The sequence below is a fragment of the Streptomyces sp. NPDC046900 genome, from assembly GCF_040644975.1.
Lineage (GTDB): Bacteria > Actinomycetota > Actinomycetes > Streptomycetales > Streptomycetaceae > Streptomyces.
The window spans coordinates 94,909-113,328 of record NZ_JBEYXD010000024.1 but is presented as its reverse complement, the minus strand read 5'-3'; the positions used below and the strand labels follow the sequence as shown (position 1 = coordinate 113,328).

At 71.8% G+C, this 18,420-nt stretch carries 15 protein-coding genes and 1 pseudogene; 9 read left to right on the top strand and 7 right to left on the bottom strand.

Annotated elements, in window-relative coordinates; all coding sequences use genetic code 11:
* Nucleotides 1–121: 121 nt before the first annotated feature.
* Nucleotides 122–1,162, bottom strand: coding sequence for a medium chain dehydrogenase/reductase family protein (locus ABZ904_RS23735; RefSeq protein WP_359396541.1), 1,041 nt, complete (start codon nt 1,160–1,162; stop codon nt 122–124).
* 198 nt (nt 1,163–1,360) lie between these two features.
* Here ABZ904_RS23735 and ABZ904_RS23730 point away from each other — a divergent pair, with 198 nt between their 5' ends.
* The 3 genes from ABZ904_RS23730 (at nt 1,361) to ABZ904_RS23720 (ending at nt 3,994) form a co-directional block, all read left to right on the top strand.
* Nucleotides 1,361–2,011, top strand: a complete 651-nt coding sequence (locus ABZ904_RS23730; RefSeq protein WP_359396538.1) for a TetR/AcrR family transcriptional regulator — start codon at nt 1,361–1,363, stop codon at nt 2,009–2,011.
* Between the two features lie 91 nt (nt 2,012–2,102).
* Nucleotides 2,103–3,332: a sensor histidine kinase gene (locus ABZ904_RS23725; protein ID WP_360993950.1), complete on the top strand. Its 1,230-nt coding sequence runs from the start codon at nt 2,103–2,105 to the stop codon at nt 3,330–3,332.
* Entirely contained in the window at nt 3,329–3,994 is a 666-nt protein-coding gene (locus ABZ904_RS23720; RefSeq protein WP_359396534.1) for a response regulator transcription factor, read from the top strand. Before ABZ904_RS23725 ends, ABZ904_RS23720 begins: the two co-directional genes overlap by 4 nt.
* Here ABZ904_RS23720 and ABZ904_RS23715 read toward each other — a convergent pair.
* Nucleotides 3,955–4,265 (bottom strand): annotated as a pseudogene (locus tag ABZ904_RS23715) (DUF6332 family protein). The gene ABZ904_RS23720 and the pseudogene ABZ904_RS23715 sit on opposite strands and share 40 nt — an antisense overlap.
* Nucleotides 4,266–4,337: 72 nt before the next feature.
* Nucleotides 4,338–5,816, bottom strand: a complete 1,479-nt coding sequence (locus tag ABZ904_RS23710) for an MFS transporter (RefSeq protein WP_359396532.1) — start codon at nt 5,814–5,816, stop codon at nt 4,338–4,340.
* Between the two features lie 85 nt (nt 5,817–5,901).
* On the opposite strand from ABZ904_RS23710, the gene ABZ904_RS23705 reads away from it, so the two are divergent.
* Nucleotides 5,902–6,294 (top strand): MarR family transcriptional regulator, encoded by a 393-nt coding sequence (locus tag ABZ904_RS23705; RefSeq protein ID WP_359396530.1) that lies wholly within the window; start codon nt 5,902–5,904, stop codon nt 6,292–6,294.
* A gap of 226 nt (nt 6,295–6,520) precedes the next feature.
* On the opposite strand, the gene ABZ904_RS23700 is transcribed toward ABZ904_RS23705, so the two are convergent.
* The 4 genes from ABZ904_RS23700 to ABZ904_RS23685 form a co-directional block, all read right to left on the bottom strand.
* The gene (locus ABZ904_RS23700) at nt 6,521–7,261 is read right to left on the bottom strand and encodes a maleylpyruvate isomerase family mycothiol-dependent enzyme (protein WP_360993946.1); all 741 of its coding nucleotides are present in this window, start codon (nt 7,259–7,261) and stop codon (nt 6,521–6,523) included.
* A 160-nt stretch (nt 7,262–7,421) separates the two neighbouring features.
* Complete coding sequence (locus ABZ904_RS23695) at nt 7,422–8,588, bottom strand: MFS transporter (RefSeq protein ID WP_359396577.1); 1,167 nt, start codon at nt 8,586–8,588, stop codon at nt 7,422–7,424.
* Nucleotides 8,589–8,799: 211 nt separating this feature from the next.
* Nucleotides 8,800–10,635: a glycoside hydrolase family 15 protein gene (locus ABZ904_RS23690; protein ID WP_360993943.1), complete on the bottom strand. Its 1,836-nt coding sequence runs from the start codon at nt 10,633–10,635 to the stop codon at nt 8,800–8,802.
* 387 nt (nt 10,636–11,022) lie between these two features.
* Nucleotides 11,023–12,165 carry a methyltransferase gene (locus ABZ904_RS23685; RefSeq protein ID WP_360993940.1) on the bottom strand — a complete coding sequence of 381 codons (1,143 nt, stop codon included), beginning with the start codon at nt 12,163–12,165 and terminating at the stop codon, nt 11,023–11,025.
* Between the two features lie 196 nt (nt 12,166–12,361).
* Between ABZ904_RS23685 and ABZ904_RS23680 the strand changes: the two genes are divergently transcribed.
* The 5 genes from ABZ904_RS23680 (at nt 12,362) to ABZ904_RS23660 (ending at nt 18,393) form a co-directional block, all read left to right on the top strand.
* Nucleotides 12,362–13,051 (top strand): alpha-ketoglutarate-dependent dioxygenase AlkB, encoded by a 690-nt coding sequence (locus ABZ904_RS23680; RefSeq protein WP_359396520.1) that lies wholly within the window; start codon nt 12,362–12,364, stop codon nt 13,049–13,051.
* Nucleotides 13,048–14,289 carry an ROK family protein gene (locus ABZ904_RS23675; protein WP_360993935.1) on the top strand — a complete coding sequence of 414 codons (1,242 nt, stop codon included), beginning with the start codon at nt 13,048–13,050 and terminating at the stop codon, nt 14,287–14,289. The genes ABZ904_RS23680 and ABZ904_RS23675 overlap by 4 nt, the downstream gene beginning before the upstream one ends.
* A 425-nt stretch (nt 14,290–14,714) precedes the next feature.
* Nucleotides 14,715–15,008, top strand: a complete 294-nt coding sequence (locus ABZ904_RS23670) for an SHOCT domain-containing protein (RefSeq protein WP_359396515.1) — start codon at nt 14,715–14,717, stop codon at nt 15,006–15,008.
* 101 nt (nt 15,009–15,109) lie between these two features.
* Nucleotides 15,110–15,835: an ABC transporter ATP-binding protein gene (locus tag ABZ904_RS23665; RefSeq protein ID WP_360994140.1), complete on the top strand. Its 726-nt coding sequence runs from the start codon at nt 15,110–15,112 to the stop codon at nt 15,833–15,835.
* Nucleotides 15,832–18,393 (top strand): ABC transporter permease, encoded by a 2,562-nt coding sequence (locus ABZ904_RS23660; RefSeq protein ID WP_360993932.1) that lies wholly within the window; start codon nt 15,832–15,834, stop codon nt 18,391–18,393. Before ABZ904_RS23665 ends, ABZ904_RS23660 begins: the two co-directional genes overlap by 4 nt.
* Nucleotides 18,394–18,420: the final 27 nt, after the last annotated feature.

Here is an 18,420-nt window from a genome sequence, read left to right as displayed (position 1 = left end):
CGTTTCGTACCTTCAGCAGTCGAAACGTATCCCGGGTACGGCGTGTTCTCTGCATCAGCCCTGGTCAGCGACCCACGGAAGCGACAGGAGAGCCATTTTTTTTGAGTGGACCCAGGCTGATCTACGAAGAGGCGGGGATCAGGACGACCTTTCCGGCGACCGTGCCGGACTCGGCCAGCCGCATGGCCTCGGCGACGTCGGTGAGCGGGAGCTGGGCGGCGATCCGGGCGGTGACCTCACCGCGCTGAAGGGCACCGAACACCGCGGTGAGGTCGTCGCGCAGCCGTGCCCGGAAGCGGTCCTTGCTGAGGGCGCGGCCCGCCCAGACGTTGAAGAAATACGCGTGGCGGCCGTTGGGCAGCGCGTTCCACCACCACACCCGGCCCAGGATCTTCAGTACCGGCCACTGCTTCGAGCCCGTGTCGTCCCTGGTCGCGGCACTGCCGTAGGAGACCAGCGTGCCGCCGGGGGCGAGCAGCCGCCATGAGTCGATCACGCTTCGGCCCCCGACGTGGTCGAAGACCGCGTCCACTCCGCCCGGAGCCAGCGCGCGGACCCGGGCGGGAACGTCCTCGGTGCGGTAGTCGACGGGAATCACTCCCATCTCCCTCAGCGCGTCGTGGTGGCGTGCGGACGCGGTACCGATCACCGTCAGGCCCGCCGCCTGGGCGAGCTGTACGAGGGCGGTGCCGACACCGCCGTTCGCGCCATGGACCAGGACTGTCCCGCCGGTGCTGACGCGGGCCTTGCGGTGCAGCATCTGCCATGCGGTGATGCCGTTGACCACCAGGGTCTCTGCCTCCGCCGCGCCGACACCGACGGGCACCTCCACCGCGTCGGCCGCGTCCAGGAGCACATGGCTGGCCCAGCCTCCGACCTTGACCAGCGCCGCCACCCGCTTCCCGACGAGTCCCGGCCCAACCCCCGTACCGGCCGCGAGCACCGTCCCCACGAGGTCGTACCCGGGCACGAACGGGAAGGGCGGCTGGTCGTAGTACCGGCCGCGGCGCATCTGCTGCTCGGCGAAGGAGACCCCGGTGGCCTCCACCCGGACCACGATCTGGCCGGCACCCGGGTCCGGAACGGCCCGGCGCCGGAACTGAAGCCCCTCGGGCTCGACCGTTCCCGGCAGGACGACCTCGACGAGTTCCTTGCTTCCCATGACGACCTCCGCTTGGTGACTTCGTGTGGCTCGGTGGGTGAGCCGGCTTGTCTGCTTATCAACTCTCGCTAGCGTTAGAGCTTATAACGAAAATGACGCACTCTCGCGCCAGTGTCAAGCGCTCGCGAGGTTCGCTGTTAGTGGCTCTTACGAAGGTGATACCTTGGAACAACCCGGTCGTAGAGGAGCGTTGAGGTGATGGCGGCAGGCGCGGCAAGTCCCCGTGAGCGGTACCGCAGTCAGGTACGCGAGGAGATCAAGGCGCGGGCGTGGCAGCAGATCGCCACCGCGGGAGCGTCCGGGCTCTCCCTCAACGCCATCGCCAAGGAGATGGGCATGAGCGGCCCGGCGCTCTACCGGTACTTCGCCGGCCGGGACGAGCTGATCACCGAACTGATCCGTGACGCCTACCGCGGCCTGGCCGACACGATCCGCGCCGCAGCCGATTCGGGCTCCGGCCTGACCGGTCTCGCGCACGCGATGCGTGGCTGGGCGCTCGAGGACCCTCAGCGGTACTTCCTGATCTACGGCACGCCCGTCCCCGGTTACCACGCGCCCGACGACATCACCTCGATCGCCCGCGAGATCATGGCTGCCTTGCTCGAGGTGTGCGCGGCGACATGGACCAGGACCTCGGCCGCCGACCCGTTCGATGCCCATCTCGCCGACCACCGGCAGTGGGCCGAGGGCCATCCGGCGCCTCCCGCGGTCCTGCACCGGGCGCTGTCCTTCTGGACCCGTCTGCACGGGGTGCTGTCACTGGAGCTCGCCGGCCACTTCACCGGCATGGGGTTCGATCCCGCCCTGCTGTTCGCCGCCGAGGCCGACGCCCTGGCCGCCGAGCACTGAGAACGGCGGCGGACGTACTCCCAGGGGAGTACGCGTGATCACCTCGCCGGGCCGACGCCGCTTCCGGCCGGGGACGTCTAGCGTGAACCCCATGGAGGAGCAGCGCGCAGACGTCCCGTGGCGGTGGCACGGACCGCCGTGGTGGAGCAATGCGTCCCGCTCCTCTCATCTGCCCTGGCGGTCCACGCTGTTGTTCACCGTCTTCGTGGTCTTCGGTACGCACGTGGCGTCCGTCAACCAGAAGAGCGACCGCGCTCACCTCGACGCCTTGGCCTACATCCTTCTGCTCGTGGCTTCGGGGGCGCTGCTGTGGCGGCAGCGGTATCCGGTGCCGGTGGCGTTCGTGACCGCCGCGGCCGCCACGGTCTACCTGGGTGCCGGCTACCCGTACGGTCCGGTCTTCCTGACTGTCGCCGTCGGCTGTTTCAGCGCGCTGGTCGCCGGGCGCCGCAAGGCCGCGTGGGCGGCCGTCGGGATGTTCTGGGCCGGGCACGTCCTGGTGTCGCACTGGTTGTACCGATGGCTGCCACCGGCCGGGGATTCGGCGACTTCCTGGGGAGGGGAGCTGGTCATCGCCGCCTGGGTGGCGGCGATCGTCGCCGTGGCGGAACTGGTGCGGGTGCGGCGCGAGCAGTGGGCGCGTGAGCGGGCCGAACGGGCGCAGGCCGCGCGCCGGCGCGCGGACGAGGAGCGGCTGCGGATCGCCCGCGAACTCCATGACGTGCTCGCCCACAGCATCTCCGTGATCAATGTCCAGGCGGGTGTGGGCCTCGCACTCCTCGACTCGGACCCGGAGCAGGCGCGTACGGCGCTCACCACGATCAAGGCCGCCAGTAAGGAGGCGCTCGGAGAGGTACGGCAGGTGCTCGACACCCTGCGCACGCCCGGCGAGGCGCCGCGCACCCCCGCGCCCGGGCTCGACCGGCTGCCGGAACTCGTCGAGCAGGCCGCGAGCGCCGGTCTCACGGTCACAGTCGAAGGCGGCGCGCCGAAGCTCGCGCCGGCAACGGACCTTGCCGCGTTCCGCATCGTGCAGGAAGCGCTCACCAACGTCGTACGGCACTCGAGGTCGCGGCAGGCGCGTGTGCACGTCGACAATGCCGAGGGGGCGCTGCGCCTTCGTATCGACGACGACGGGCCGGCGACCGGCGCCGACGCGGGCGGCAGCGGCAACGGCCTGGCGGGGATGCGCGAGCGTGCCACCGCCCTCGGCGGCACCATCGAGGCCGGCCCGCGCGCCGACGGTGGTTTCAGCGTGCTCGCGGTCCTGCCGCGGAAGGCGTCGTCCCACGAGTTGATCGAGCGCAAGGAGGACGTGTGATCCGGGTACTGCTCGCCGACGACCAGTCGCTCGTCCGGGCGGGGTTCAAGGCGCTGCTCGACGCCCAGCCGGACATTGAGGTGGCCGGGGAGGCCGCCGACGGCGAGCAGGCGTTGCGCCTGGTGCGCGAGCTGCGGCCAGACGTGGTGCTGATGGACATCCGGATGCCCCTGCTCGACGGGCTGGCCGCGGCCCGCCATATCGGTGAGGACCGGGAACTCGAGGGCGTGAAGGTGGTCATGCTCACCACCTTCGAACTGGACGAATACGTCTTCGAGGCGATCCGCGCGGGCGCTTCCGGCTTTCTCGTCAAGGACACCGAGCCGGAAGAACTCCTGCGCGCGGTACGGGCGGTGGTCCAGGGCGACGCCCTGCTCTCGCCCAGTGTGACCCGGCGGCTCATCTCGGAGTTCGCGGCGCGTTCCAAGGAGCCCTCGGCCGCCGCCTCGCTCGCCGCACTCACCGAGCGGGAACGCGAGGTGATGGCCCTGGTCGGCATCGGCCTGTCCAACGACGAGATCGCCCGCCGCCTGGTGGTGAGCCCGCTCACGGCCAAGACCCACGTCAGTCGCACCATGGTGAAGCTGGGCGCCCGCGACCGGGCCCAACTCGTCGTCCTGGCCTATGAGTCGGGGCTGGTACGGCCGGGCTGGCTGGGCTGAGTCCCGGTACCGAGCCCGAAGCGGAACAGTACGGCGACGACACGTGCGACGAAGATCAGGGCGGCCACCGCCACCCCGGCGGCGACGAACGCAATCCGCGTGCCCCCGAGAGGCCGAAGGCGAACGCCGGCCCCGCCACGGCCCCCAACGCGAGCGCAGCCGCGACGGTCGCGCTCAACAGGGCGTATCCGATCTCGACGGTGATCGCGTCGCGTTCGGCCTGACTGCGCCGGGCGCGGGCACGGAGTGAACGTCTCCACGGCTTCGCCATGCGCCGAGTCAAACAGGCGTGCGCCCAGCCGGGCAAGGAAGCCCGCCGGGCGCACGCGTGGAGGCGTCCTCCTCAGTCGCGGACCGCGACCGGCTCCGCGTCCGCCTCCTGAGGAAGGGACCTCGCGACCACGAGGGACCTCTGGACCCGGCGCGTGCGCAGTCCGGTGAGCGTGAGCAGGAGCCCCACCAGCGCGATACCGGTGACCACGACCAGGCCGGGCCGGTAGCTGTCCAGGACCGCCTGCGGTGAGGCGTGCGCGGGCGCGTGTGCGGTCACCACCGCCGTCACCACCGCCAGGAAGATCGCGCCGCCCACCTGGACCGAGGTGTTGAGCAGACCGGAGACCATGCCCTGCTCGTGGTCCTCGACACCGTTGGTCGCCTGGATGTTGAGCGAGGGGAAGACCAGGGCGCAGGCCGCGCCGATCAGCAGCATGCTCGGCAGGATGGCCGCGGCGTAGGAGGGGTTCAGGCTGACGCGCAGGAACAGCCCGTATCCGACGGCCATCAGCGTGAAGCCCACCGCGATCAGCCGGGCGGTGCCGAAGCGGTCCACGATCGCGCCCACCTTCGTCGAGGACACGGCCACCAGCGCGCCGGCCGGCAGGAAGGCGAGCGCCGTGTGCAGCGCGGACCAGCCGAGCAGGGACTGCATATAGAGCGTGGCCAGGAACTGGAAGCCGACGTAGGAGCCGAAGAACGCCATCGCCCCGAGCTGGGCACGGATCTGGTTGCCGGAGCGGAGCACTCCGAGGCGGATCAGCGGGCCGGCCGAGCGCCGCTCGACACGGACGAAGACGGCGAGGAGCACGGCCACGGCGAGGAAGGACAGCAGCGTCCGGGCGGACGCCCAGCCGGCCTGCGGCGCCTGGACGACGGTGAAGACGAGCAGCAGCATCGAAGCGGTGCCGAGGACGGCGCCGGGGATGTCGTAGCCGTTGTGGTCCTTCTCCCGTTCGCTGCGCGGCAGCAGCTTCAGGCCCGCGAGCAGGGCGATGAGGGCGATCGGCGCCGGCAGCAGCATGGTGAGGCGCCAGCTGGCCTCGGTGAGCAGACCGGACAGCACCAGGCCCATCGAGAAGCCGGTGGCCGCGCAGGTGGTGTAGATCGACAGGGCGCGGTTGCGCAGCGGGCCCTCGGCGAACGTCGTGGTGATGATGGACAGTCCGGCGGGCGCGGTGAACGCGGCGCTCAGACCCTTGATGAACCGGCTGGCGATCAGCAGCGGACCGGAGTCCACGAGTCCGCCGAGCACTGAGGCGAGCGCGAAGATTCCCAGCGCCACCAGGAAGACCTGACGGCGGCCGAGCAGGTCCGCGGTGCGTCCGCCGAGGAGGAGCAGCCCGCCGTATCCCAGGATGTAGCCGCTGACGACCCATTGCAGGGTCGACGTCGTCAGGTGGAGGTCGGAGCCGATGGACGGCAGCGCGACGCCGACCATGGAGACGTCGAGAGCGTCCAGGAACATCGCGGCGCAGAGCACCAGCAGGGTGCCCCACAGCCGGGGAGTCCAGCGTTCGGACAAGGGGGTGGTGAGCGGAGAGGTCATGCACCAGAGGCTACATGCACTTGCATTCAATGCAAGCGCATTTAATTCGGATGCATCGATCGCGGATCTTTGCTACGGTGCGGCCATGGCGGCTGTGGAAAGGGCCGAGCGGGCGCTCGTGGACCAGTGGCGCGACATCCTGGGGCTGCACGCGCGCATCCAGTGCGAGCTCGACCGTGCCCTGCATCCCCATGGTCTGTGCGCCAGTGACTTCGAGGTGCTCGACCTCCTCTCCGAGGCGGAGGCGCAGGGCTCGTGTTCCTGTCGCGTGCAGGAGATCTCCGAGCGGGTCCATCTGAGTCAGAGCGCGCTGTCGCGGCTCATCGCCCGTCTGGAGAAGGACGGCCTCGTCGACCGGGCGATGTGCGCGGAGGACCGGCGGGGTGTGCGTGTGGCGCTCACGGCGAAGGGACGCACGCTGCACGGCGAGATGTTGCCGGTACAGCGCGCGGTGCTCGGGAGAATGCTGGAGGGCTGACACCTCGGCCGCGACCCGAGTCATGTCGCCGGCTACGGCCCAACTCCGAGTGGCTTGGCTCGACTCCGGTTGGCCCAGGCGCAATTCAGATGGCCCAGGCCCGACTCGGGGTGGCCGCGGCCCAACTCCAGACGGCCCCGGCCCAACCCCGGATGGCCCAGGCCCGACTCGGGGTGGCCCCGGCCCAACACCGGACGGCCCCGGCCCAACCCCGGATGGACTCGGCTCAGCTCCAGGTGACGGCGGACTTCTCGCGCCACAGTGCCGCGACCGCGGCGTCACCCGTGACTTCCGGGAACGGCGCCCGGTTCCACAGCGACAGGTACAGCCGCGCCGCCGGTCCGCTCACTTCGCAGTCCGCCTTCCCGGCGGCGCCCCGCTCGGTGACGGGCGCCTCGGTGGACAGCCGTACCGTCCATACGGCGTCGTCGGCATCCGTGGCCCGCAGCCGTAGGACGCGCGGCTCCTCGCTGCGTACCCGGCTCCGGTTGCGGGCGTGGAAGCCGCCCAGCAACTCGTCGATGCCGTCGAGGGCGACGTCCTGGTCGATGCCGGTGGGCGTGCCGCCGCGCGCCGACTCCGCGTCGCTCCGGTGCACGGTCGTCTCGTGCGCCTGCCGGCGGGCCCAGAAGGCGAGCGGCGAGGGCGCGGGCAGGAAGTGCCAGCACCGCACGTCGGGCGCTGCCGAGGAAAGGCTGTCGACCAGGTGCTGGTGCCCCTCCCGGAACCACCCCACCAGCTCGGCACCGTCGAGGTCGGGCAGCCCGTCGTCGGGGTGGTACGCGGTGTGCCCGTCGACGACGAAGGCCGCGGCCCAGCGGTGCACCATGCCCGTGTGTCGCAGCAGGTCCCGTACCTGCCAGTCCGGGCAGCACGGTACGTCGGCTTCGGCGCCCGCCTCCTCGGCCGCGGCGGCCAGCAGCCGGCCCTCACGGTCCAGGACCTTCACGAACTCGGCAGTCTCCATGAGGCGAGTGTGCCGGATGTGGTGCGGCCTACGGGAGAGCGGGGACCGCACCGGGCAGAGCCGGGCGATGTTTCGTCTCGGCCGCCCTGGTGCCCGGTTCGAAGCCGCACCGCAATCAGCGGCAGGTGGACGCCGCATCGGTTGGTCTCTCCCCGTGGCGTCACCGGGGGCCTGAGGACGCGTGGCGCGTTCCGTAGCCGATGGCCGAGGCGATCGCCGCCAGGACGGCCACACTGGTGAGCGCCACGGGCAGCGAGTACCACTCCGCCATGAACCCGATCGCGGGCGGGCCGAGCAGCATGCCGCCGTAGCCGAGCGTCGAGGCGACCGCCACCCCGCTGGGCCCCGCGAGCGCGCCGGCGCGTTCCACCGCGACCGGGAAGAGGTTGGCGAGGCCGAGCCCGGTGATCGCGAAGCCGAGCAGGGCTCCCCACACGGAGGGCGCGAGCGATCCGAGCAGCATCCCGGCCGCGGCCGTGGCGCCGCCCGCCACCACCGTACGGACCCGCCCGAGGCGTTCCAGCAGTCTGGTCCCGCCGGCCCGGGCCACCGTCATGGCGAGCGCGAAGCACGAGTAACCGGCCGCCGCCACACCCGGGTGGGCGTGGAGATCCTGCGCCAGATGCAGCGCACCCCAGTCGGCCATGGCGCCCTCGCCGTACGCGGTGCAGAGCGCGATCAGGCCGAAGACGGTGACCAGGCCGCGGGTGCGTATGTCCGGGTGGTGCGATGTGCGTTCGGGCCGGGCGCGCTCGGGCGGCACCGCAGGCTCCTCCCGAAGGAGCGTGCGCCCGGCGACCGCGGTCACCAGTAGACCGATCACGGTGAGGCCGAACAGGTGCACGGTGGGGGACAGGGATCCCGCGACGAGGCCGCCGAGCCCGGCGCCCACCATGCCGCCCAGGCTGAACGCGGCGTGGAAGCCCGGCATGATCGGCCGGCGGAGCGCCGCGACCAGATCGACGGCGGCGCTGTTGAAGGCCACATTGATGCCGCCGTAAGCCGCTCCGAAGACCAGCAGTACGAGCCCGAGCGTGAGCACCGAGTGCGTCAGAGGGGGCAGGGACACGCTCAGTGACAGCAGGACGGCGCAGACCACGGTCACCGGATGGCTGCCGAAGCGGCGGCAGAGCCGTCCGGTGAGCGTCATGGTGATCACCGCGCCGGCGGAGACCCCGAGCAGTGCGAGCCCGAGGGCCCCGGCCGAGGCGCCCGTCTGCTCCTTGACCGCCGGAATGCGGACGACCCAGCCCGCGAAGATGAAGCCGTCAAGGGCGAAGAAGGCGGTGAGGGCGATGCGCAGACGGGTGAGGTCACTGCCCGGCACGGCGCTGTGCGGGGTGAGTTTGTTTAGTAGCGGCACAAATGCAGGTTAGGTGGCTGTCCCGAGTGGTGCAAGGGAGCTGACAGAGCGCGGGTGCGGGCACCCGGAATCCCGAATCCCGGATGACCCGTCCCGCCGGTCGTGTGGTCGCGGCGCATGTCAGTGGTCGCGGTGCATGCCAGGGAGACACGGGTGCCGGGCGCGACGCGTGCCCTCAGCCCAGCGCCCGGTCCAGATTGAACGCCGCGCTGATCAGCGACAGATGCGTGAACGCCTGTGGGAAGTTGCCCTGCTGTTCGCCGGACTGGCTGATCTCCTCGGCGTACAGGCCCAGGTGGTTGGCGTAGGTGAGCATCTTCTCGAAGGCCAGCCGTGCCTCGTCCAGGCGCCCGGCCCGTACCAGCGCCTCGACGTACCAGAACGAGCAGATGGAGAACGTGCCCTCGTCGCCCCGCAGCCCGTCCGGACTCGCCTGCGGGTCGTAGCGGTAGACCAGCGAGTCGGACACCAGGTCCTGGGTGAGCGCGTCGAGCGTGGACAACCACTTGGGATCGGTGGGCGCGATGAACTTGGCCAGCGGCATCATGAGCAGCGCCGCGTCGAGCACGTCGTCGTCCTCGTGCTGGACGAAGGCGGAGCGTGCCTCGGACCAGCCTCGTTGCATGATCCGCCGGTAGATCGTGTCACGGCACTGCCGCCACCGCGGCAGGTCGGCCGGCAGCCCCCGGTGGGTGGCGATCCGGATGGCGCGTTCGATCGCCACCCAGCACATCAGCCGTGAGTAGAGGAACCTCTTGCGGCCGCCGCGGGTCTCCCAGATGCCCTCGTCGGACTGTTCCCAGTGGGCGCAGACCCAGTCGACCAGCTTGCAGACGTCGTCCCACTGGTCGCTGGAGATGGGCTGCGCCCACTTGTCGTACAGATAGATCGAGTCGATGAGCGCGCCGTAGATGTCCAGCTGGAGCTGGTCGGCGGCGGCGTTGCCGATCCGTACCGGCGCGGATCCCTGGTGACCCTCCAGGTTGTCCAGTTCATACTCGGGCAGGTCGGTGCGGCCGTCGATGCCGTACATGATCTGCAGCGGGCCCGAGGGACCGCCGTCGCCCGGAATGATGTGCCTGGTCACGAAATTCATGAAGGCCGCCGCCTCGCCCGGGAAGCCCAGGCGCAGCAGGGCGTAGACGCAGAAGGCCGCATCGCGTACCCAGACGTACCGGTAGTCCCAGTTGCGCTCGCCGCCGAGCTTCTCCGGCAGGCTGGTGGTGGGCGCGGCCACGATGGCGCCGGTCGGGGCGTAGGTGAGGAGCTTCAGCGTGAGGGCGGAGCGGTGCACCATCTCCCGCCACCGGCCGCGGTAGCGGGACGCGGACAACCAGCGCCGCCAGTACTCCACCGTGGTGGCGAACTGCCGCTCCGCCTCGGCGCGCGCACACATGCGGGGTGCCAGATCAGCGGCGACCTGGTCGAGCGCGAACACCGCCGACTCGCCCTCGGACAGCTTGAAGTCCGCCCATACGTCGACGTCGTCGCCCTCGAGGGGGATGGTGGAGGTCAGCGCCAGCGACAGATCGGCGGACTCGAAGACGGCCACGTCGCCGAGCAACTGGACGGTGTGCGGCTGCCTGCCGTAGTCGAACCGCGGAGCCACCCGGACCCGGAAGGGCAGGGAGCCGCGCACGCACAGGACTCGGCGGATCAGGCGGTGCCGCTCGCACTCGACACAGTTCTCGCCGACGGGCATGAAGTCCTGTACCTCGCCGACGCCGTCCTCCGTGAAGAACCGTGTGATCAGGACGTTGGTGTCGGGGAAGTAGAACTGCTTGGTCCGCGCGGGTACGGTCGCGGCCAGCTCGAAGCATCCGCCCCGATCGGCGTCCAGGATCGCCCCGAAGACACTGGGGCGGTCGAAGGCCGGGCAGCAGTACCAGTCGATGGTGCCGTTGGTCCCCACCAGGGCCACCGTGCGCAGATCACCGATCAGCCCGTGGTCCGCGATCGGCAGGTAGCGGGAGCCCCCGGGGACATACTGTTCGAAAGTCGTCTCGGCCATTTCAGCCTCCTGTGCGCCCGCTCAGCCTCCTGTGAGCGCCCGGCGCGGGCACCGCACGTACAGCTTAGGCGCAGGGGAAGAGGGGGGCACGGGAAGCGAGGTGCTCGTGGGACGGCCCGCCTCGGTGCGTACGGAGCGGCCGTCGCCGGGTGTCGTGACGCTGATCCTCTGTCCTGGCCATGGGCGCCGGCTCGATCGGTACAGATCGTCGTGGGCCGAGATCGGCGGGTTCCGGGAGGAGATGGTCGCGGCTGGAGCACCGGGGACGGGCGGATACCGGGGGACGGGCCGATACCGGGGACGGCGGACACGTCCGGCCGGAGGCGGGGCGCGTCGCGTCCAGCGCGCCGTCGCGTGCCGTACGGGGTGGCCCGGTCGACGGACCGGCTACTTCTTGACGGCCTTCAGGACCACGAACTTCGCGTCGCTCGCGACCAGTTCGCTGTTGCCGAAGAGGCGGCGCAGCTTCACGTGGTAGCCCAGATGGCGGTTGCCGATCACCCAGAGCTCGCCGCCCGGGCGCAGGGCGCGCCGTGCTCCGGTGAACATGCGCCAGGCCGTGGCGTCCGTCGTCGCCTGGTGGGAGTGGAACGGCGGGTTGTTCAGGACCAGGTCGACGCTCGCGGCCGGCACCCCGGCCAGGCCGTCGCCGACGCGGAACTCCGCCGGCCGCCCGGCGTTGTCCCGGTATGTCTCCTCCGCCGAGGCCACTGCCTGGTAGGACTCGTCGACGAACACCAGCTCGGCTTCCGGGTTGGCCAGCGCGACGGCCAGCCCCACGACCCCGTTGCCGCAGCCCAGGTCCACGACCCGCTCGGCGCCCCGGCTGCGCGGCAGATGGCGCAGAAAGAAACGGGTTCCGATGTCGAGGCGGTCGGCGCAGAAGACCCCCGCGTGGTTGGTGACGGTGCGGCCGGACAACAGGCCGATGTCCCCGGGGAGTTCATAGCGGTACGGCCATGGGTCGGCACCCCGGCCGAGTGCCGGGTCGGGGGTGCAGAAGACGAGCCGGGCCTTCTGCTCGGCCAGCGAGGTGCGCGTGGGGCCGATGATCCGCTCGAACAGCCGCAGCGTCGAGGTGTGAATCTCCTTGACCATCCCGGCGCCGACGACCACCGACTTCTCGTGCAGCGCGGGCGCCAGTCGGTGCAGCTGGTCCTCCAGGAGCGCGAGGCTCTTCGGCACCCGGACGAGGAGCACGTCGATCCGGGCGGGCGGTGTGTCGCGCGTGGTGAGCAGCCGTACCGCGTCGGCGTCGACGCCGTTGCGTGACAGATTCTCCCGGGTCGCCTCGTGGGCCAGGAACGAGTCGGTGATCTGTGTCGGGCGATGCGTCGCGAGCGCCGTGGTGAGGGCCCCCCATCGGTCTCCGAGGACCACGACCGTGCCGCCCAGCGGGGTGCCGTTCGCCGCGAGGTGCCGCAGCAGATACGCGTCCGATGCGTCCCAGGCGCGCAGCCGGTCGCGGGGATCCTCGGGGAAGCGGGTCAGCGCGTACTCGCCCCAGGGCGTGGTCAAACGGTCGTTCATCGTGCGTCCAGGCTAGCCGAGCAGGTCGCGGGTCCCGGTCGTCGGCCGATGTGTGGGGGCAGCCGGGCTCGCGCTGTGGTCCTGGCCGCCGCCCGCCGGACCCCCCGCACGAGCCGCCGGACCGCCGCGGCTCGGCCGCGCCAGGGGACCCTGTCGACCCGGTCTCCGTCCGCGCTTGATGCGTGATGATGGGGCCATGGACGCCGAGCTGTTCCCGCGAAGCCGGAGCGAGGTCGTGCCCGGCGCGGTCCATGTGCCCGACTGGCTGGGCGCGGATCGCAGCCTCCGGCTCCTCGCGGCCTGTAGGGAGTGGGCCCGGCCGCCCGCGGGACTGCGGACCGTGCGCACCCCCGGCGGCGGCACGATGACCTCGCGGCAGGTCTGCCTCGGCCGGCACTGGTACCCGTACGGCTATGCCCGCACGGCGGTCGACGGCGACGGCGCCCCCGTGAAGCCTCTGCCGGACTGGCTGGCCGACCTCGGCCGTGAGGCGGTGACCGCCGCCCTCGGCCCGCGGGAGGCGCCGTCCGAGCCGTACGACATCGCGCTGATCAACTTCTACGGCGCCGGAGCCCGCATGGGCATGCACCGCGACAGCGACGAGAAGTCCGACGCTCCCGTCGTCTCGCTGAGCCTCGGCGACACCTGTGTCTTCCGCTTCGGCAACACCGAGACCCGGACGCGCCCTTACACGGACGTGGAGCTGCGCAGCGGGGACCTGTTCGTCTTCGGCGGCCCGGCACGGCTCGCCTACCACGGGGTGCCGCGGGTGCAGCCGGGGACGGCGCCGCCCTGGCTGGGGCTGACGGGGCGGCTGAACATCACGCTGCGGGTCGGCGGCTGGCGGACCGGCCCCGAGCGGATCATGGGAGACTCCCCTTCATGACTGGCAAGGCGGCCCCCCGGACGTCAGGGGAAGGGAACACACGGACGCGGCTGGACCGGGGGCGCGGGGCGCTCGGCCCCGCGCTGGAGCTGGTGCACACCGGACGTGCGCCGACGCGTGCCGTGCTCACCTCCGAGCTGGGTGTCACCCGGGCGACCGCCGGAGCGGTGGCGGCGGAGCTGGAGGCGCTGGGGCTGATCAGAGTGGACGCGCACCCGGGTGCCGCCGCGGGTGCGCAGGGCCGGCCCTCGCACCGGCTGGAGGTCGCCGAGGACGGCCCTGTCGCGCTCGCCGCCCAGGTGCACGCGGACGGCTTCCGGGCCGCGCTCGTCGGGCTCGGCGGCCGGATCGTCGCCACCGCGCCCGGCTGCGAGACCGTGGACGCCGATCCGGCGAAGGTGCTGCGCTCGGTGGTCGAGGCGGGCGCCGGTCTGCTGCACGAGACGGGACGACGCTGCGTGGGCGCAGGGCTCGCCGTGCCGTCCGCGGTCGCGGAACCCGAGGGACTCGCGCTCAACCCCCTCCACCTGGCCTGGCCGGTGGGTGCTCCGGTGCGGAAGATCTTCGCCGAGTGCGTGCGCGCCGCGGGCATCACCCGATCCGCCTTCGCCGCGAACGACGTCAATCTCGCCGCGCTCGCCGAGCACCGGCACGGCGCGGGCCGCGGCTCCCGGGATCTGCTCTGCGTGGCCACCGGGCACCGGGGCGTCGGCGGTGCGCTGGTGCTCGACGGTCGGCTGCACACCGGCAGTTCGGGGCTCGCGCTCGAGGTGGGGCACCTCACCGTCAACCCCGAGGGACGGCCCTGCCACTGCGGCAGCCGAGGCTGCCTCGACGTGGAAGCGGATCCGCTGGCGTTCCTGCAGGAGGCCGGCCGCGACGCCGGCCCGGAGGTCTCGCAGCTCCAGCAGGCCGACGACCTCATCCGCACCGGTTACCCTGCCGACCCTGCCGTGCGTACCGCCGTCGAGGTACTGATCGACCGGTTGGGCCTCGGTCTTGCCGGACTGGTCAACATCCTCAACCCGGACCGCATCATCCTCGGCGGGCTCCACCGCACGCTCGTGGAGGCCGACCCCGAGCGGCTCCGCGCGGTGGTCGCCGACCGCAGTCTGTGGGGCCGCAGCAGCGGCGGAGTCCCCATCCTCCCCTGCACGCTGGACCACAACAGCCTGGTGGGCGCGGCGGAGCTGGCCTGGCAGCCGGTACTGGACGATCCGCTGGCGGCGCTGGCCTGACCGCGGCCGCCGACGTCCGGGGCGAGCATCACCGCGAGTGGCCGTCCGCACCGTCGCCGGTGTGATGGTCTCCGCCGTCCCGCGCGCGATCCCGGCGGCCGTGTCCTTCCCCGGGAGACTGCGCATGACCCCGCGCCACCGGTCGAGGAAGAAGGCCGGGAGGCGGCTCTCGGGCACGGAAACAGAGGGCGGGGCCTGCCGACCTCGTACGGCGGCCGGTGGCTCTGCCCGCCGCTCCCTGCGAAGTGCTCGGTGAGGACCGCCCGTTGCCGTCCACGTCGAGGCCGGGAGTGGGAGCAGGGACCGAGCGCTCGCGTACTCCCCGGGCGGTATGCGCACTGCCGCTGGCCGTACGACGACCCGGACCCCCTTCCTGCCCGAGTCTCGAGTCATCACCGCAGAACCCACCGAGGAGATGACCCGAGATGCAGACCCTGGCCCACTGGGACGGCGGCCCCGGCCCCGGCCCCTGGATCCTGTTCTTCCCGCTGATCTGGGCGGCCGTCGTGCTCGGCGTCGTGACCGTCCTGCGCCGCACCGCCTGGCACCGCCGCGGCGCACCCTGGCGCGGCCTGGAGGGTCGTACGGCGGGCGACTCGCCGATCGCCGTGCTCGGCCGCCGTTTCGCCTCCGGGGAGATCGACGAGGACGAGTACTGGCGCCGGCTCTCCGTCCTGGACGAGCAGTTCGGCCGCACGGGCAAGGGCGGTGCCGCATGACCTCCCGCCCGACGCCCACCGCCACTCCGGACGAGGCTTTCCCCGGGCACCATGTCTCGAGGGACTCCCAGCGCGCCGCCTCTGCGACCACGGCCCCCGGCATGGCCGCCCGGGTCGTCGACGCCGTCAAGGTGTACGGCGCCGGCGAGACCGCCGTGCGGGCCCTGGACGGGGTCAGCATCGGTTTCCCGGCCGGCCGCTTCACCGCGATCATGGGACCTTCCGGCTCCGGCAAGTCCACCCTGATGCACTGCGCGGCCGGCCTCGACACGCTCACCTCGGGCTCCGCCTTCATCGGCGACACCGATCTGAGCCGGCTCGACGACCGCCGCCTCACCCTTCTGCGCCGCGACCGCATCGGCTTCGTCTTCCAGGCCTTCAACCTGGTGCCGACACTGACCGTCGCAGAGAACATCACCCTGCCCGTCGACCTGGCCGGCCGCCGGGGCGACCAGGAGTGGATCGACGCCCTCATCGACGTCGTGGGACTGCGGGACCGGCTGCACCACCGGCCCGCCGAGCTCTCCGGAGGCCAGCAGCAACGCGTCGCCGTGGCCCGTGCGTTCGCCGGCCGGCCCGATGTCGTCTTCGCCGACGAACCCACCGGCAACCTCGACTCCCGTACCGGCGAGGAGGTGCTGGGCTTGCTCGGCAGGGCGGTGCGCGGGATGGACCGCACCGTGGTCATGGTCACCCACGACCCGGTCGCCGCCTCCCATGCCGACGAGGTCGTCTTCCTCGCCGACGGGCGCCTGGTGGACCGCATGGAGTCACCGACGCCCGAGAAGGTCCTCGACCGTATGAAGGCCTTCGAGGTGAGGTCGTGAACGCGTCCGTGTGCCTCGGCGCCTCCTCGCTGCGCGCCCACAAGAGGCGCTTCGCCGGTACGTTCGCCGCGGTGTTCCTCGGCGTCGCCTTCCTCGCGGGCACGCTGGTGATGGGCGACACGCTGCGCGCGAGCTTCAGCACGATGTTCGGCGACGCCACCGCGGGGACCGACGCCGTCGTGCGCAGCGCCGGCACCATCACCACGCCCGGTGAGAGCCAGGGCGCACGACAGCCCGTCGACACCTCGCTGGTCCGCACCGTCGAAAAGGTTCCCGGCGTGGCCGCGGCGGCAGCGGGCATTCAGGGCCGGGGCCAGCTCGTCGGCGCCGACGGCAAGCCCATCGGCGGCCAGGGTCCGCCCACCCTCGCGGGCAACTGGATCACGGACGCGCAGCTCAACCCCTATCGACTCGCCGAGGGCAGGGCCCCGGCGAAGAGCGGCGAAGTCATCGTCAACCGAGGGGCGGCCAAGAAGGGGCACCTGCGGATCGGCGACACCACGACCCTGCGGACGCCCGATCCCGTGCAGGTCAGGATCGTCGGCCTCGCGACCTTCGGCGGCCAGGACGGCATGGCGCAGGTGACCTTCACCGGAATGATCGAGGCAGACGCCGAGAAGTACCTCACCGCGAGGCCCGGTCAGGCCGCGAGCATCCAGGTGCGTGCCCGTCCCGGGGTCAGCCAGACGGAGCTCGTGGCCCGACTGACGCGTGCGCTGCCCAAAGGAGTCGAGGCCATCACCGGCCAGGAGTCGGCCCAGGAGAACACGGACATGATCTCCAGTCAGTTCCTGACCCTCTTCACCACCTTCCTCCTGGTGTTCTCCGGTGTCGCACTGCTCGTGGCGACCTTCTCCATCCACAACACGTTCGCGATCGTCGTCGCTCAGCGCACCCGGGAGAACGCCCTCCTGCGGGCCCTCGGCGCGGCGCGCCGTCAGGTCACCGTCGCCACTCTGCTCGAGGCGAGCGCCGTCGCCGTCGTCGCGTCGGCCGCGGGGCTGGCGGGCGGCCTCGGCATCGCGGCGGGGCTCCAGGCCCTCTTCCCGGCCATCGGGTTCCCCTTCCCCGACGGCGATCTGGTGATCAGTGGCCTGTCCTTGGTGCTGCCGCTGGTGGTCGGTGCCGTGGTGTGCCTCGGCTCCGCCCTGCTGCCCGCCGTACGGGCCGGGCGCACCGCGCCGCTGGCCGCGCTGCGCGAAAGCGCCGTCGACCGGTCCGGCGCCTCGCGCACTCGTGCGATCGTGGGCGGCGCACTCATGGCGGTGGCCGTCGTGAGCACCCTGACCGGGGTACTGGTGAACTCCTCGCTGTGGCTGGCGGGTCTGGGCGCCGTGCTCGCCCTGGCCGCCTTCGTGGTCCTCGGACCGGTCGCCTCTCGTGCGGCCGTGCAGGTCCTCGGCGCCCCGCTCGACCGGCTGCGCGGCGTCACCGGCGGCCTGGCCCGCCGCAACGCCTTGCGCAGCCCGCGGCGGACCGCGGCCACCGCGAGTGCGCTGATGATCGGCGTCGCCGTCGTCTCCCTGTTCACCGTGTTCGGCGCGTCCCTGAAGGCCACCATGGACCAGACCGTGTCCCGGTCCTTCGCCGGAGATGTCGCCGTCAGCACCCCGTCGTTCGGTGCGGGCGGCAGCGGGCTGAGCCCGGGGCTGGCCTCCGCGATCGCCCGCCAGCCCGGCGTCGAGGACGCCGTGGGCCTCGGCCGCGGGGTGGCGAAGGTGGACGGCAGTGGACGGGCGCTGACCGTCACCGACCCCGTCGCCCTCGGCAGGGTCTTCGGTCTCGCACCCGTACACGGCTCTCTCGGCCATCTCGGCCGCGACGGCATCGCGATCAGCGAGCAGGAGGCCGACAAGCAGCACCTGACCCTGGGCACCACCGCGCGGCTCACCTTCACCGACGGCACCACGCGCCTGTTCACGGTCCGCGCGGTCTACGGCCGCTCCGAACTCGCCGGCGACTACGTGATCACCCGCGCCGCCTGGGCTCCGCACCGCACCCAGGACTCCGACACGCTCGTCGCCGTGTCCTTCAAGCCCGGTGTCGCCACGGCCGAGGGGAAAGCCGCGGTGCAGAAGGTCGCCGCCCGGTACGGCAATCCCTCGGTGCAGACCCGGGACGAGTTCGCGCAGTCGTCGGCCGGTGGCATCGACATGATGCTCACCCTGGTCTACGCACTCCTCGCGTTGGCCGTGCTCATCGCCCTGCTCGGCATCGCCAACACCCTGACCCTGGCGGTCCACGAGCGCATCCGTGAGCTCGGCCTCCTCAGGGCGGTGGGCCAGACCCGGTCCCAACTGCGGGCCATGGTCCGCTGGGAGTCGGTCCTCGTGGCCGCCTTCGGCACGGCGGGCGGCCTTGTCCTGGGCGCCTTCCTCGGCTGGGTGCTGGTGAAGTCGTCCGACGGAGCCTCCGCCACCGCGTTCGCCTTCGCTCTGCCGCCCGCACAACTCCTCGTGGTGGCGCTGGTGGGCCTCGCGGCCGGTGCGCTCGCCGGGCTGCGCCCCGCCCGGCGGGCCGCCCGCCTGGACATCCTGCGCGCCATCGCCACGGAATGATCCGCGCGAGGCCCGCGTCAGGAACGC